General features: G+C 60.8%; 16 protein-coding genes. 10 read left to right on the top strand and 6 right to left on the bottom strand.

What is annotated here, in order from left to right:
- Nucleotides 1-15: 15 nt before the first annotated feature.
- Nucleotides 16-1608, bottom strand: a complete 1593-nt coding sequence (locus HU730_RS14005; RefSeq protein WP_089041524.1) for an ABC transporter substrate-binding protein — start codon at nt 1606-1608, stop codon at nt 16-18.
- Between the two features lie 457 nt (nt 1609-2065).
- On the opposite strand from HU730_RS14005, the gene rpmB reads away from it, so the two are divergent.
- Nucleotides 2066-2299 carry a 50S ribosomal protein L28 gene (gene rpmB, locus HU730_RS14010; RefSeq protein ID WP_003176907.1) on the top strand — a complete coding sequence of 78 codons (234 nt, stop codon included), beginning with the start codon at nt 2066-2068 and terminating at the stop codon, nt 2297-2299.
- A gap of 11 nt (nt 2300-2310) precedes the next feature.
- The gene (gene rpmG / locus HU730_RS14015) at nt 2311-2466 is read left to right on the top strand and encodes a 50S ribosomal protein L33 (protein WP_003176906.1); all 156 of its coding nucleotides are present in this window, start codon (nt 2311-2313) and stop codon (nt 2464-2466) included.
- 129 nt (nt 2467-2595) lie between these two features.
- On the opposite strand, the gene HU730_RS14020 is transcribed toward rpmG, so the two are convergent.
- Nucleotides 2596-2958: a cupin domain-containing protein gene (locus tag HU730_RS14020; protein ID WP_014720478.1), complete on the bottom strand. Its 363-nt coding sequence runs from the start codon at nt 2956-2958 to the stop codon at nt 2596-2598.
- Between the two features lie 230 nt (nt 2959-3188).
- Here HU730_RS14020 and HU730_RS14025 point away from each other — a divergent pair, with 230 nt between their 5' ends.
- Both HU730_RS14025 and HU730_RS14030 read left to right on the top strand, forming a co-directional pair.
- Nucleotides 3189-4682, top strand: a complete 1494-nt coding sequence (locus HU730_RS14025) for an aldehyde dehydrogenase (RefSeq protein WP_186527254.1) — start codon at nt 3189-3191, stop codon at nt 4680-4682.
- A gap of 158 nt (nt 4683-4840) precedes the next feature.
- The gene (locus HU730_RS14030; RefSeq protein WP_186527253.1) at nt 4841-5983 is read left to right on the top strand and encodes an MFS transporter; all 1143 of its coding nucleotides are present in this window, start codon (nt 4841-4843) and stop codon (nt 5981-5983) included.
- 124 nt (nt 5984-6107) lie between these two features.
- On the opposite strand, the gene HU730_RS14035 is transcribed toward HU730_RS14030, so the two are convergent.
- Both HU730_RS14035 and HU730_RS14040 read right to left on the bottom strand, forming a co-directional pair.
- On the bottom strand, nt 6108-7676 hold the full coding sequence (locus HU730_RS14035; RefSeq protein ID WP_034129088.1) for a phospholipase D family protein: 1569 nt from the start codon (nt 7674-7676) through the stop codon (nt 6108-6110).
- Between the two features lie 61 nt (nt 7677-7737).
- The gene (locus HU730_RS14040; RefSeq protein WP_060763904.1) at nt 7738-9162 is read right to left on the bottom strand and encodes a PLP-dependent aminotransferase family protein; all 1425 of its coding nucleotides are present in this window, start codon (nt 9160-9162) and stop codon (nt 7738-7740) included.
- Between the two features lie 166 nt (nt 9163-9328).
- On the opposite strand from HU730_RS14040, the gene HU730_RS14045 reads away from it, so the two are divergent.
- Entirely contained in the window at nt 9329-9553 is a 225-nt protein-coding gene (locus tag HU730_RS14045; RefSeq protein ID WP_034129086.1) for a DUF1127 domain-containing protein, read from the top strand.
- Here the strand turns inward: HU730_RS14045 and HU730_RS14050 are convergent, their stop codons facing one another.
- Nucleotides 9554-10846, bottom strand: a complete 1293-nt coding sequence (locus HU730_RS14050) for an FAD-binding oxidoreductase (protein WP_186527252.1) — start codon at nt 10844-10846, stop codon at nt 9554-9556.
- 115 nt (nt 10847-10961) lie between these two features.
- On the opposite strand from HU730_RS14050, the gene HU730_RS14055 reads away from it, so the two are divergent.
- Entirely contained in the window at nt 10962-11315 is a 354-nt protein-coding gene (locus HU730_RS14055) for a YkgJ family cysteine cluster protein (RefSeq protein WP_003195461.1), read from the top strand.
- Between the two features lie 71 nt (nt 11316-11386).
- Here HU730_RS14055 and HU730_RS14060 read toward each other — a convergent pair whose 3' ends face one another.
- Complete coding sequence (locus HU730_RS14060; protein WP_003176896.1) at nt 11387-11875, bottom strand: Lrp/AsnC ligand binding domain-containing protein; 489 nt, start codon at nt 11873-11875, stop codon at nt 11387-11389.
- Nucleotides 11876-12031: 156 nt separating this feature from the next.
- On the opposite strand from HU730_RS14060, the gene dadA reads away from it, so the two are divergent.
- The 4 genes from dadA (at nt 12032) to HU730_RS14080 (ending at nt 15476) form a co-directional block, all read left to right on the top strand.
- Entirely contained in the window at nt 12032-13333 is a 1302-nt protein-coding gene (gene dadA / locus HU730_RS14065; RefSeq protein WP_054896021.1) for a D-amino acid dehydrogenase, read from the top strand.
- Complete coding sequence (locus HU730_RS14070; protein ID WP_186527251.1) at nt 13305-13658, top strand: RidA family protein; 354 nt, start codon at nt 13305-13307, stop codon at nt 13656-13658. The genes dadA and HU730_RS14070 overlap by 29 nt, the downstream gene beginning before the upstream one ends.
- A gap of 79 nt (nt 13659-13737) precedes the next feature.
- Nucleotides 13738-14811 (top strand): alanine racemase, encoded by a 1074-nt coding sequence (gene alr, locus HU730_RS14075; RefSeq protein WP_034129082.1) that lies wholly within the window; start codon nt 13738-13740, stop codon nt 14809-14811.
- A 116-nt stretch (nt 14812-14927) separates the two neighbouring features.
- Nucleotides 14928-15476: a cupin domain-containing protein gene (locus HU730_RS14080; RefSeq protein WP_014720470.1), complete on the top strand. Its 549-nt coding sequence runs from the start codon at nt 14928-14930 to the stop codon at nt 15474-15476.
- Nucleotides 15477-15490: the final 14 nt, after the last annotated feature.

Consider the following 15490-nt stretch of genomic DNA (forward strand, 5'->3'; position numbering starts at 1 on the left):
GTGGGGGGTTGTGCCTTAGGGCTTGAGGCTGACTTTCGAATAGTCCTGGCGCCCGAACGGGCTTACCTGGTACCCCTGGATGTTCTTGCGGGTCAAGGCAAACGCCGTCGGATGCGCCAGTGGCAGCCACAGCGCCTGTTGCTGGATCTGCGCCTGGGCCTGCTGATACAGCTTGCTGCGCACACCTTGCTCACTGGTGGTTTTGCCCGCACTGATCAACTTATCCAAGGTAGGGTCGCAATAGCGGGCAAAGTTGGTGCCGGACTTCACCGCGGCGCAGGAGAACTGCGGCGTCAGGAAGTTATCCGGGTCGCCGTTGTCCCCAGCCCAGCCCATGAACAGCAAGTCGTGCTCGCCGGCCTTGGCGCGGCGGATCAACTCGCCCCATTCGATCACGCGAATCTCGGCCTGGATGCCAACCTTGGCCAGGTCGGCCTGCAACAGTTGGGCGCCGAGGTTCGGGTTGGGGTTCAGCAGGCTGCCGGTAGGGCGGGTCCATATCGTGGTTTTGAAACCGTCCTTGAGCCCGGCGCGGCCCAGCAAGGCCTTGGCTTTGGCGAGGTCCTGCGGGTAGCCTGGCAACTCTTTGGCATAGCTCCAGGTGTTCGGCGGGTAGACACCGTTGGCCGCTTCGGCGGTGCCTTCGAACACGGCCTTGAGGTAGCTGCCCTTATCAAAGGCCAGGTTGATCGCCTGGCGCACTTCGGGCTTGTCCAGCGGTGGGTGCTGGCTGTTGATGGCGACGAACGCGGTCATGAAGGCGGCGGTTTTTTCCACCTTCAGCGCCGCGTCTTTTTCGGCCTCGCCCACATCCAGGGGCTTGGGTGACAGGGCGATCTGGCATTCATCGCGGTGCAGCTTCTGCAGGCGTACGTTGGCGTCCGGGGTGATGGCGAAAATCAGGTTATCCACCGCCGGTTTGCCGGCGAAGTAGTCCGGGTTGGCCTTGTAACGCACCACGGCATCTTTCTGGAAACGCACGAACACAAACGGGCCGGTGCCGATTGGCTGGCTGTTGAGCTTCTCGGGTGTGCCGGCCTTGAGCAATTTATCGGCATATTCAGCCGGATAGATCGAGGCAAAGCCCATGCTCAGTGCTGGTAAGAAGGTGGAATCGGCATGGTCGAGGGTGAAGCGCACGGTCAGTGGGTCAAGGGCGTCGATTTTCTTCACCAGTGCCGGCAATTGCAGGGATTGGGCGTGAGGAAAGCCGCTCTGGGCGATCTTGTGCCACGGGTTGGCCGGGTCGAGCATGCGCTCGAAGCTGAAGCGTACATCTTCGGCCGTCAGGGTGCGGCTTGGGCTGAAATAACTGGTGCGATGGAATTTCACATCGGGGTGCAGTTTGAAGGTGTACGTCAGCCCATCGGGCGACACTTCCCAGCTATCTGCAAGGCTCGGTACCAACTTGCCACTGGCCGCGTCGAATTCCACTAAACGGTTCATCAGCACGTCGGCCGAGGCGTTAGTGGTGGTCAGTGAGTTGTACTGCACCACATCGAACCCTTCGGGGCTGGCCTCGGTGCATACGCTCAAGTTGGTGGCCGCAACGGCCATCGGCGCAATAAAGAGAGGGGCAAGCAATAGCGGTAGGGCAGCGAGGCGCATATTCGGTTTCCTGTGCAGATCGAAGGCCCATCTGCGAGTGCAGTCTGGAAAAAGCCTACCGTAGAGGTCTGATTGATAAATGACTAGCCCATTTTTGCCTGTGCTTTTGGCCAAAATGCTGTTTTGATGGCGCCTCAGCGTGTTTCGCCGTGCACTTCCCTGTGACCGCAGACGTTGTAAATCATTCTGTGCGACGAGCGGTCGGCTGTTACAGCGGCCCCTCCTGGCAGCGGTTCAGGCACTTGTGGCCAAGATTTACGCTGCTAAAAGTACACAGGTTGTTGTTGCACTGGGGTCTTTCTGGTATAAAGCAGCGCTCTTTTCTAGGGGCCCGGTTCCTTCACTGTAGGTGTAGCCGGTAAGACCCTAAAGAAACGCGGCGCCTGGCGCCAAATGACTGAGAGATTAAGCGGCCAACCCATGCCGGGTTGGGCATGTGGTTTTAGAGGGCTGAGGCATGTCGAGAGTCTGTCAAGTTACCGGTAAGGGTCCGGTGACTGGGAATAACATTTCCCACGCAAATAACAAAACCCGTCGTCGTTTCCTGCCGAACCTGCAGCATCACCGCTTCTGGGTTGAAGAAGAGAAACGTTTTGTTCGCCTGCGTGTATCTGCTAAAGGCATGCGTATTATCGACAAGCGTGGCATCACTGTCGTGCTGGCCGAAATCCGCGCCGCTGGCAAGATCTAAGGAGCTCTATCATGCGTGAATTGATTCGAATGATCTCTAGCGCCGGTACTGGTCACTTCTACACTACCGACAAGAACAAGCGTACTACCCCGGACAAGCTCGAAAAGAAAATGTTCGACCCGCGCGTTCGCAAGCACGTGATCTACAAAGAAGGCAAAATCAAGTAATTGATTTTCTTCCTTGTGAAAAAAAGCCCGTATCTCACGATGCGGGCTTTTTTTTGCCTGATCGTTCCCACGCTCTGCGTGGGAACGCCGTCTCGGACGCTCAGCGTCCCGTTGTCGATCAACCAATGATCAGGCTTTCTCTTCAAACACCACGTAGATCTTGCGGCACGCTTCCAGCACTTCCCAGGTACCACTGAAACCGGCAGGGATCACAAAGCGGTCGCCGGCCCGCAGAGTCTTGGCATTCCCCTCGGCATCGCGCAACACCGACACGCCTTGCACGATCTCGCAGTACTCATGCTCGGTGTAATTGACCTTCCACTGGCCCACTTCACCTTCCCAGACGCCCGCGTTCATCTGGCCGCATGGGCTGTTGTAGTGGTTGTAGAGTGTCTGTTCGGGGTCGCCCTTGAGGATTTTCTCGGCGGCAGGGCGGTAGCGTTCGGGGGCGGTGTTGGCTTGGCTGAAATCGACGATGTCCTGGATGCTCATGTGCATTTCCCGTCTGGCCTGCAGTTGGAGAGCCCAAAGTCTATGTTTATTAAAATGAACATCGCAAGGGCGTTTGCCGCCGTTCTGTCAAATATATTGAAACATCCCCAGCCGCTGGTTTAGGGTGGCAGCTGCCTTGAGCCAAACAGCAGGCTGGCCGGGCAAGCATTCGTGATGGCGCCGGGATAAACCTCCCAGGCCCTTGTATTCAATAAGAGGAGGACACTCGCATGACCACCCTGACCCGTGCCGACTGGGAACAACGCGCCAAGGCTCTGAAAATCGAAGGCCGCGCCTATATCAATGGCGAATACACCGCCGCCGTTTCCGGTGACACCTTCGAATGCATCAGCCCGGTGGATGGGCGCTTGCTAGCCACTGTCGCCAGCTGTGATGCCAGCGACGCCCAGCGCGCCGTGGAAAATGCGCGTGCCACCTTCAATTCCGGTGTGTGGTCGCGCCTGGCGCCGGCCAAGCGCAAGACAGTCATGATCCGTTTCGCCGCGCTGCTCAAGGCTAACGCCGAAGAGCTGGCGCTGCTCGAAACCCTGGACATGGGCAAACCCATCAGCGATTCCCTGAACATCGACGTCCCCGGCGCGGCGCAAGCCCTGAGCTGGAGCGGCGAGGCTATCGACAAGATCTACGACGAAGTCGCCGCCACGCCCCACGATCAACTGGGCCTGGTGACCCGCGAGCCCGTCGGTGTCGTTGGCGCCATCGTGCCGTGGAACTTCCCGTTGATGATGGCCTGCTGGAAACTCGGCCCGGCGCTGTCTACTGGCAACTCTGTCATCCTGAAACCGTCCGAAAAATCCCCGCTCACCGCCATCCGCATTGCCGCGCTGGCCGTAGAGGCTGGTATTCCAAAGGGCGTGTTCAACGTGCTGCCTGGCTATGGCCACACCGTCGGTAATGCTCTGGCGGTGCATATGGACGTCGATACCCTGGTGTTCACGGGCTCGACCAAGATCGCCAAGCAACTGTTGATCCGCTCCGGCGAATCGAACATGAAGCGTGTCTGGCTGGAGGCTGGCGGCAAGAGCCCGAACATCGTGTTTGCCGACGCGCCGAACCTGCAAGCGGCGGCCGAATCCGCCGCCAGCGCCATTGCCTTCAACCAGGGCGAAGTCTGCACCGCCGGCTCGCGGCTGCTGGTCGAGAGCTCGATCAAGGACACCTTCCTGCCGCTGGTGATCGAGGCCCTCAAGGGCTGGAAACCCGGCAACCCACTGGACCCAGCCACCACTGTGGGTGCATTGGTGGATACGCAGCAGATGAACACCGTGCTTTCGTACATTGAAGCTGGCCACGCCGATGGCGCCAAGCTGGTCGCGGGTGGCAAACGCACCCTGGAAGAGTCCGGCGGCACCTACGTCGAGCCGACGATTTTCGACGGCGTGACCAATGCCATGAAGATCGCCCAGGAAGAGATCTTTGGCCCCGTCCTTTCGGTGATCACTTTCGACAGCGCCGAAGAAGCCATCGCCATCGCCAACGACACCCAATACGGCCTGGCTGCGGCGGTGTGGACGGCGGACATCTCCAAGGCACACCTGACTGCCAAGGCTCTGCGCGCGGGCAGCGTGTGGGTTAACCAGTACGACGGCGGCGACATGACTGCACCGTTCGGTGGTTTCAAGCAGTCGGGTAATGGCCGCGACAAGTCGCTGCATGCATTCGACAAGTACACCGAGCTGAAGGCGACCTGGATCAAGCTCTAAGCAACACTGCTGATCCCCCTGTAGGAGCGAGCTTGCTCGCGAAGAACCTGAAGGCGCCGCGTTTATCCAGCATGAACGCGTCATCGTTAACGTTTTTCGCGAGCAAGCTCGCTCCTACAGTCGTTTTGCGAAGCACAATTATCCACAGGAGCGTGGCAATGCGTTGGGCGACTTATTTCGCCGTGCTGGCGTCGGTACTCAGCGTTGGCCTGGCCCTGGGTGTCAGCATGCCGTTGGTATCCTTGCGTCTTGAAGGCTGGGGTTATGGCAGTTTCGCTATTGGCGTGATGGCGGCGATGCCGGCATTCGGCGTACTGCTAGGTGCCAAGGTCTCCAGCCGCATGGCGTCCTGGCTCGGCACTGCCAACCTGATGCGCCTGTGCCTGTGGGCCGGTGCGGTGTCCATCGGCTTGCTGGCGATCCTGCCCAGCTACCCGGTGTGGCTGGTGCTCAGGCTGATGATCGGGGTGATCCTGACCATCGTATTTATCCTGGGTGAAAGCTGGATCAACCAATTGGTGGTCGAGCAGTGGCGTGGCCGCCTGGTGGCGCTGTATGGCTGCAGCTATGCCTTGAGCCAGCTGTCGGGGCCGTTGCTGTTGGGCCTGATTGGCACCGACCATGACTACGGCTTCTGGGTCGGCGCGGGCCTTTTGGTGCTGGCGCCGCTGCTGTTGCTGGGACGTACCGGCGCGCCGACGGCGGATTCGTTCAGCGTGACCTTTGGCGACCTGTGGCGCTTTTGCCTGGGCCTGCCGGCGATTGCCTGGGCCGTGGCGTTGTTTGCTGCGTTTGAAGCGATGATCCTGACGCTGTTGCCGGTGTACTGCCTGCAACAGGGTTTTACTGCCGAGATCGCCTTGGCGATGGTCAGCACGGTGGTGGTGGGCGATGCGTTGCTGCAATTGCCCATTGGCGCGCTGGCCGACTACCTGCCGCGACGCACTCTGTTTCTGGCCTGTGCACTGCTGTTGCTGTCGTCGAGCCTGGCGGTGCCGTTATTGATGCACACCTTGCTGATCTGGCCGGTGTGGGTGCTGTTCGGCGCCAGTGCCGGCGGGTTGTTCACCTTGTCGCTGATTTTGATTGGCGAGCGCTACCGCGACGATGCGTTGGTGCGTGCCAACGCTCACGTGGCGCAGCTGTGGGGCATTGGCTGCCTGATCGGGCCTCTGGTGGCAGGAGCGGGCAGCCAGTGGATCAGCGGGCATGCGCTGCCGCTGTTGATGGCTGCCGGGGCGCTGGGGTTGGTGGTGCTGTTGCTGCGCCAGGGGGCTTTCGGCGCTACGCAGCCGGCCTGACCTTTAAACGCGGCCAATGTGGGAGCTGGCTTGCCTGCGATAACGGGTTGCCCGTCGCTTATTTGTTACCTGGCACACCGCTATCGCGGGCAAGCCCGGCTCCCACAGGTGATCCGCAGGGGTTTTAGAGCATGCGTTCCAGGCCAACACTGGTGGCGAACCAGGCGTTGAACCGCCGCCACCAACTGCCCGGTTCGCGCGTCAGAGTGTGCATCTGGCCGTTGTCTTCTGTCACCCACACCACTTGGCCGTCCTGCAGTTTGGCCTCATAGCTCAACGCTGGCGCCATACCTTCCAGCGCCAGGTTGCGCACGTGTTCGGCCAGTTCGGGGCTGTCCACCAGTACGCCAACTTCGGTGTTCCACAGCACTGAGCGCGGGTCGAAATTGAATGAGCCGATAAACGACTTTTCTCGATCGAAAATCATCGCCTTGCTGTGCAGGCTGGAGTCCGAGCCGCGCCAGCTGCCATGCCGAAACAGGTGCGGGCCGCTGCTTGCGCTGGGGTCGCCCGGTTGCCGGCGCAGCTCATAGAGCTTTACTCCGTGCTCCAGCAGCGCCTTGCGATACGGCGCATAACCGCCGTGCACGGCCGGTACGTCGGTGGCTTCGAGGGCGTTGGTCAGCAGGCGCACCGAAACACCCGCATCGGCACGCCCTGTGAGGTAGACCAGCCCAGGTTGGCCCGGTACGAAGTAAGCCGAAATCATGATCAGCTCATGGCTGACACCCGCCAGCTCTGGCGCCAGCTGAGTGGTCAGCAACAGTCGCGGGTCGGGGTCGGCCTTGGCCAGTACCTTGCTCGGTGCGTCCCACAGCGCCTGGTTCCAGGCCCAGATCAACTCGCGGCGCCAGATGCCCATGCGGGGCTGGGTCTGGTACGTGCGCAGGCGGTTATACAGCGCATGGTTCTGCTGACGGGACTGAGCCAGGGAGGCTTCAAGGCGCCCGCGGGCGACGGCGAGGTCGACCTTGGAGGGTTTGTTCGAGACGAAGTCATCGATAGGCTTGCTCAAGGCGCTGTTCCAGTACTGGTCGAAGCTGTGACCCAATTGCTCGGCCACCGGCCCTACGCTGAGCATGTCGATGTCTGTGAAATTCAGGTTCGGTTCGGCGTCGAAATACTCGTCGCCCAGGTTGCGCCCGCCAACGATGGCCACGCTGTTATCGGCCAGCCACAGCTTGTTATGCATGCGCCGGTGTTGCAGTGACAGGTTGAATACACGGCCCATGGCGCGCGTGACGCCGGTGCTACGGCCCAGATGCAGCGGGTTGAACAGGCGTATCTGCACCTTGGGATGGGCGGCGAGGGTGGCGATGATCTGGTCGAGGCCATCGCTGGTGGTGTCGTCCAGCAGAATCCGTACGCGCACCCCGCGGTCGGCGGCCTTGAGCAGTTCGTCCACAAGCATGCGTGTGCTGATGCCGTCGTGCACGATGTAGTACTGCAAGTCGAGGCTGGTCTGGGCGTTGCGAATCAACTCGGCGCGAGCCATGAAAGCCTCACTGCTGTTGGGCAGCAAGCGGAAGCCCGAGCGTCCTTGGTAGGGGGCGGCCTGGGCCTGGATCGAGCGACCGAACGAGGAGTCCTTCGCCGGCAGGGCATCGCTGGGGATGCGCGGGGTGTCGACCGTGGCACAGCCGCCCAGGGCCAGGGCTCCCAGCAGGCAAAACGGTAAAAGCCGTCGAATCATCAAGGAAACTGCTTCCAGGTCAGGGCGGTTGTGGCATATGACGGCATTTGCTCGGGAAAGGTCAGTCCGCCGTCTCTTCCAGCATCTTGCGTGCAGCGGCACCTACCTTGCGCACGGCCTCTTCAGTCTGCGTCGTTGGCTTGGCAGCGTAGTTCATGCGCAAGCAGTTACGGTACTTGCCGGAGGCGGAAAAGATGCTGCCTACAGCCACCTGTACACCTTGTTCCACCAGCACGCGGTTGAGCTTCAAGGTGTCGAAGCCCTCCGGCAGCTCAATCCATAGCATGAAGCTGCCTTGGGGCCGGCTGGCGCGCGTGCCAGCGGGGAAATAACGGCTGACCCAATCGAGCATCAAGTCGCGATTACGCTGGTATTGGGTACGCATCCTACGTAAATGAGGCTCGAAATGACCGCCTTTGAGGAATTCGGCAATGGCAATCTGCGGCTGTGTGGCCGTAGAACCGGTGCTGATGTATTTCATGTGCAGCACCCGTTCCAGATAGCGTCCCGGTGCGACCCAACCAATGCGCAGGCCGGGCGCCAGGGTTTTGGAGAACGAGCTGCACAGCAGCACACGGCCGTCTTCGTCGAAGGATTTGATGGTGCGCGGGCGTGGGTAGCTGTAGGCCAGCTCGCCATACACATCGTCTTCGATAATCGCCACGTCAAAGCGCTGGGCCAGGGTCAGCAAGGCGCGTTTACGGGCTTCCGGCATGATGTAGCCCAAGGGGTTGTTGCAGTTTGGGGTGAGCTGGATGACTTTGATCGGCCACTGTTCCAGCGCCAGTTCCAAGGCCTCCAGGCTGATGCCGGTGAGCGGGTCGGTAGGGATTTCCAGGGCTTTCATGCCCAGGCCCTTGAGGGTCTGCATGGCGCCGTGGAAGCTGGGCGAATCCACCGCGACGATATCGCCGGGCTCACAAATCGCGTGAATGCTGGCGGAGAGGGCTTCGTGGCAACCGGTGGTGATCACGATGTCTTCGGCGCTCAGTTGGCAGCCGGAGTCCAATGACAGCCGGGCGATTTGCTCACGCAGTTCCATACAGCCGAGGATATTGTCGTAATACAGCCCCGGCAGGTCTTGGCGCCGGCTGACACGGGCGAGGCTACGCAGCAGCGGCTTCAAGGTAGGCGACAATACATCCGGCATGCCTCGGCCCATCTGTATGACGTCTTTGCGCGGCACCGCACGAATCAGTTCCAGCACCAGGTCCCACTGGGAGATTTCCACTGGCCGTTGGGCCGGGCGGCCTATCTCGGGCAGTGCCGGCAGTTCACGGCCCACCGGAACAAAATAGCCCGACTTGGGCTTGGGCATCGCCAGGCCGTTGTCTTCGAGCAACCGATACGCCTGCTGCACGGTGCTCAGGCTCACCCCATGTTCCACACTCAAGGCCCGCACCGAGGGCAGTCGATCGCCCGGACGATAGAAGCCCTGTTCAATACGGGTGCCGAGCAATTCGGCGAGGTTGACGTAAAGGGTCATGGTGGTCGCTCCCGAGGGACCAGTACAGATAGGGGGAAAATACAGGATTCAGCCACGCAGAGGCAGCATCTGTATGTATTTATTAAAAGTTGGCTGAATCTGTAATGGTGCTGGCCGCCCGCGCATGCTGATCACTTAAGACAACAGGCCAATGAGGGGCAGTCAAATGAGCGGCATGAGCGATGTACGGCTGGCGTTACGCAGTCAGGAACTGGACGTGGCGCAGGAGCAGGTGATCACTGCCTCGGCGCCTGGCCGCTGGAATCTGTTCTGGCGCCGTCGCCATACGCGCAAGGCCCTGCTGGACCTGAGCCGCGAGCAGTTACGCGACATCGGGCTGACCGCCGAGCAGGCGCGCCGTGAGGGTTTGAAACCCTTCTGGCGCGATTGATCAGAGCAGTTCTTTAAGGCGGTGCCAGAGCATCCCCAGGGCCAGCAACGGCGAACGCAGGTGTTTGCCGCCGGGGAAGGTGATGTGTGGCACCTGGGCGAACAGATCGAAGCGCCCCTGTTGCTGGCCGCTGATGGCCTCGGCCAGCAGCTTGCCCGCCAGATGCGTGGCGTTGAGGCCATGGCCGGCATAGGCCTGGGCGTAATACACGTTGGGTTGATCGGCCAGGCGGCCAATCTGCGGCAGGCGGTTGGCGCCGATGCCGATCATGCCGCCCCATTGGTAGTCGATTTTCACGTCTGCCAATTGGGGGAATACCTGCAGCATCTTCGGTCGCATGTAGGCGCCGATGTCCTTGGGGTCTCGACCGGAGTAGTGGCAGGCGCCGCCGAACAACAGGCGGCGGTCGGCGGACAGGCGGAAGTAGTCCACCGTCACGCGCTGGTCACACACGGCCATGTTCTGCGGTAACAGGCGGGTGGCTTGCGCGTCGCTCAAGGGCTCGGTGGCAATGATGTAGCTGCCGGCGGGCAGCACCTTGCCACTCAGTTGCGGGTTGAGCCCGTTCAGGTAGGCATTGCAGGCCAGTACCAGGGTCTTGGCGCGCACAGTGCCTTGGGCGGTATGCACCTTGACCTCAGGGCCATAGTCGATACGGGTCACTTGGGATTGCTCGTACAGCGCCACGCCCAACTGCTGGGCAACGGCAGCCTCACCCAGTGCCAGGTTCAGCGGGTGCAGATGGCCGGAACCCATATCGATCATGCCGCCTACATAGCGATCAGAGCCGATTACGGTGCCCATCTCGCTGGCTTGCAACAGGCGCACTTCGTGGCGGTAGCCCAGGCTGCGCAGCTCTTCGGCATCCTCGGCCAAGCCCTGTAGGTCGCGGGGTTTGTTGGCCAGGTCGCAGTAGCCCCAGGTCAGGTCACAGGGGATCTGGAAGCGCTCCACACGCTCGCGCACGATCTCCACGGCTTCCAGGCCCATCAGCTTCATCTGGCGCACGCCGTCGCTGCCGATCACCTGGGTGAACTGATCCAGCTCGTGGCCGACACCGCGAATCAACTGGCCGCCATTGCGCCCGCTGGCGCCCCAGCCGATCTTGCGCGCCTCCAGCAACACCACGCGAAAGCCGCGCTCGGCCAACTCCAGGGCGGTGTTGAGCCCGGAGAACCCCCCGCCGATCACACAGACATCGGCGTTCACCTCACCCGTCAGCGTCGGGTAATCCGGTTGCGGCACGCTGCTGGCGGCGTAGTAGGAAGCGGTGTGCCGGGCGCTGGCGGTCATGGGGAACCTCCCTGTCTGGAAAATTTGACGCAGGATACAGGGGTCGCACGACGCTGTCTGCGCGGGGCGTTTTGCGTCAGAATCCACGTTTATTCGCCGTTCGGTATGGGTTTCGATGAGTTGCAACAGTCAGAAAATCAGCGCGCTGCGTCGCCAGATTCCTTCGTTCGAGTGCGTTCCCGGTTGCCACGACTGCTGTGGGCCGGTGACCACCTCGCCCGAGGAAATGTCGCGTCTGCCGCGCAAGACCGCTGCCGAGCAAGAGGCGGCGATGGACGAGCTGAACTGCGTACACCTGGGGCCCAAGGGTTGCACGGTGTATGACGAGCGGCCGCTGATCTGTCGCCTGTTCGGCACCACCAAGACCTTGCCGTGCCCTAACGGCCGCCGGCCAGTGGAGCTGATTCATCCGCGGGTGGAGAAGCAGATTCATGAGTACATGGCGAGTACCCGGCAGGTGTTGGTCTAGCGGATGTACTCGGTTAAAACTGTGGGAGCTGGCTTGCCAGCTCCCACATTTGACCGTGTTGTGTCACTGGGTCAGTCAGGGATCGGCAGGTTCAGGCTCTCTTTCACCTCTTCCATCACGATATAGCTCTTGGATTCCCGCACATGGGGGAGTTTGAGCAGGATATCGCCCAGCAATTTGCGGTACGACGCCATCTCCGAGATTCGCGCTTTCACCAGGTAGTCGAAATCACCCGACACGAGATGGCATTCCAGCACGTGAGGCAGTTTCAGCACGGCTCGGCGAAATTCTTCAAAGGTGTCACCCGACTTGTAATCCAGGCTGATCTCGACAAATACCAGCAAACTTCCCTTCAAATGCTGGGGATTGAGCCGTGCGTTGTAGCCCATGATGATCCCTTCGCGCTCCAGGCGCCGCACGCGCTCGGTGCAGGGCGTGGTGGACAGCCCGACCTTTTCCCCCAGCTCCGTGAACGAGATGCGCCCGTCGGTTTGCAGGATGCGCAGGATATTGCGGTCGATCTTGTCCAGCTCCCGCTTGGTCTGGGTGTTGGTACGCATAGGGGATACGCCTCTGTCAAAAGGGTTTTTGCCAAGAATTGTCGCCAAATATAGGCATTTATATAGTGAAATGCACTGCCGATTGTTTTTTACACTGCGCCCATCATTGCTCGAATAACACACGTCAGCGGCTGAGCCCGCGATGAGGATATAAAAATGCGCGTTCTGGTCTTGGGTAGCGGCGTCATTGGGGTGACCAGTGCCTACTATTTGGCGCGGGCCGGCTTCGACGTTGTGGTGGTTGATCGTCAGCCTGCCGCTGCCATGGAAACCAGTTTCGCTAATGCCGGTCAGGTGTCCCCTGGCTACGCGTCGCCATGGGCCGCGCCGGGTGTGCCGCTCAAGGCCATCAAATGGCTGCTTCAGCGCCACGCGCCGCTGGCGATCAAGGCCACCGCCGATATCGACCAATACCTGTGGATGGCGCAGATGCTGCGCAACTGCACGGCTAGCCGCTACGCGGTGAACAAGGAACGCATGGTGCGCCTGTCCGAGTACAGCCGCGACTGCCTTGACGAATTGCGCGCCGAGACCGGCATTGCCTACGAAGGGCGCAGCCTCGGGACTACCCAACTGTTCCGCACCCAGGCCCAGCTCGATGGCGCCGCCAAGGACATCGCCGTGCTGAAAGAGTCCGGCGTGCCATTCGAATTGCTCGACCGAGCCGGCATTGCCCGGGTTGAACCGGCCCTGGCCAGCGTCACCGATATCCTCGCGGGTGCCTTGCGCCTGCCCAACGACCAGACGGGCGATTGCCAGATGTTCACCACGCGCCTGGTCGAAATGTGCAAACAATTGGGCGTGGAATTCCGCTTCGAACAAGACATCCAGCGCCTGGACTACGCAGGCGACCGCATCAACGGTGTGCTGATCGACGGCAAGCTGGAAACTGCCGACCGCTATGTACTGGCTCTCGGCAGTTACTCGCCCAAGTTGCTCAAGCCATTGGGGATCAAGGCGCCGGTGTACCCGCTCAAGGGTTATTCGCTGACTGTGCCGATCACTAACCCGGCAATGGCGCCGACCTCGACCATTCTTGATGAAACCTACAAAGTCGCGATCACCCGTTTCGACAACCGTATTCGCGTCGGTGGCATGGCTGAAATAGCCGGTTTTGACCTGTCGCTGAACCCGCGGCGACGTGAAACCCTGGAGATGATCGTCAACGACCTTTATCCTCAGGGCGGCGATCTGGCCCAGGCCAGTTTCTGGACCGGCCTGCGCCCGACCACCCCGGACGGTACACCGATTGTGGGTGCCACGCCGTTCAAGAACCTGTTCCTGAATACAGGCCACGGTACCCTCGGTTGGACCATGGCCTGTGGTTCGGGTCGCTTGCTGGCCGACCTGATGGCGAAGAAAACGCCGCAGATCAGCGCCGCAGGCCTCGATATTTCCCGTTATGGCAACCACCAGGAGTCCGCACAACATGTCAATCCAGCGCCAGCTCACCAATGAGCGCATGAGCCAGATCGTTGTCCACAGCGGTACCGTGTACCTGGCAGGGCAAGTTGGCGACGACATGAGCGCCGGGATTGAGCAGCAGACCCGTGAAGCCCTGGTCAATATCGAGCGCTTGCTGGACCTTGCCGGTACCGACAAATCCAGGTTGCTGTCGGTAACGATCTACCTGAAGGACATCGACGCCGACTTCGCTTTGATGAACGCGGTATGGGACAAATGGCTGCCCAAAGGCGTCGCCCCGGCCCGCGCCACTGTGCAAGCCAAGCTGTGCGAACCCGAGATTCTGGTAGAGCTGTCTGTCGTGGCTGCGCTGCCTTAACAACGATCCCTCTCCCGGTGCCGGCGTTGTTGGTCGGCACCGGTTTTTTATTGACTTTGCTGCCTAGAAGCCTGCCGCCATGCGTCCAGCCCGTGCCCTGATCGATCTCCAAGCCCTGCGCCATAACTACCAATTGGCCCGAGAAGTCACCGGGGCCAAGGCCCTCGCCGTGATCAAGGCCGATGCCTACGGCCATGGCGCGGTGCCCGTGGCCCAGGCACTGGAGGCGCAAGCCGACGGCTTCGCGGTGGCGTGCATCGAGGAAGCGCTGGAACTGCGCGCCGCCGGCATTCGTGCGCCGGTGTTGCTGCTGGAAGGTTTTTTCGAAGCCGACGAGTTGCCGCTGATCATCGAGCAGGATTTGTGGTGCGTGGTGCATTCGCTGTGGCAGTTGGACGCCATCGAGCAAGCTCGTTTGAGCAAGCCGCTGACAGTGTGGCTGAAGCTGGACTCGGGCATGCACCGTGTGGGCCTGCACCCCAAGGATTACCAGGAGGCGTATCAGCGCCTGCTGGCGAGTGGCAAAGTGGCGAAAATCGTGCTGATGAGCCATTTTGCCCGCGCCGATGAGCTCGATTGCGTCAGCAGCAACGAACAAGTAACGGTGTTTGAGGCGGCGCGCCAGGGGCTGGCGGCTGAGGTGAGCCTGCGCAACTCACCGTCTGTATTGGGCTGGCCAAGCGTGTCCAGCGACTGGGTGCGCCCCGGTATCATGCTTTATGGCGCAACGCCCTTTGGCGAAGACCAGGCCCTCGCCGCGCGCTTGCAGCCTGTGATGACCCTGGAGTCCAAAGTCATCTGCGTGCGCGAGTTGCCGGCCGGTGAGCCGGTGGGCTACGGCGCCAGGTTCGTCACGCCCAAGCCGATGCGCATCGGCGTGGTTGCCATGGGTTATGCCGACGGTTACCCACGTCATGCGCCGACCGGTACCCCGGTGCTGGTCGCTGGCCAGCGCAGCCGGCTGCTGGGGCGCGTGTCCATGGACATGCTGTGTGTCGACCTCACCGACTTGCCCCAGGCGGGCCTTGGTTCCACCGTAGAGTTGTGGGGCAAGCACATCCTCGCCAGTGATGTTGCCGTGGCCGCCGAGACCATCCCCTATCAGATTTTCTGCAATCTGCGCCGAGTGCCAAGGCTCTATAGCGGCGCTTAGCCGCCGGCAACGAACCGAGCACACCGGGATTTAGGCCCAAGTGTTGTAAATACTGAACGCTGTCGCCATGATAACGCTCAATTACAACAAAGCCTGAATCCTAGGAGGCTCCTGCATTGGACGTCGGCGAACGACTGCAATCCATCCGTAAACTCAAAGGTCTTTCCCAGCGTGAGCTCGCCAAGCGTGCGGGCGTCACCAACAGCACCATTTCGATGATCGAGAAAAACAGCGTCAGCCCCTCGATCAGCTCCCTGCGCAAGGTGTTGGGCGGTATCCCCATGTCCATGGTCGAGTTCTTCTCCGAAGAAGTGCTCCAGGAAATACCGACGCAGATCGTCTATAAAGCCAATGAGCTGATCGACATCTCTGACGGTGCCGTCACCATGAAACTGGTGGGCCGGGCGCGCCCAAGCCGGGCTATCGCATTTCTCAATGAAATCTACCCTCCGGGTGCCGACACGGGCGAAGAAATGCTCACCCATGAAGGCGAAGAAACCGGAATTCTGGTGGAAGGGCGCCTGGAATTGGTGGTCGGTCTTGAAACTTTTGTGCTCGAAGCGGGCGATAGCTACTACTTTGAAAGCACCAGGCCTCATCGTTTTCGCAATCCGTTCGACGTGCCGGCGCGACTAATCAGCGCAGCCACACCCGCGAACTTTTAAGAATAGAGGCGCCC

It is taken from the genome of Pseudomonas sp. SWRI22 (assembly GCF_014268395.2).
Taxonomy (GTDB): Bacteria; Pseudomonadota; Gammaproteobacteria; order Pseudomonadales; family Pseudomonadaceae; genus Aquipseudomonas; species Aquipseudomonas paracarnis.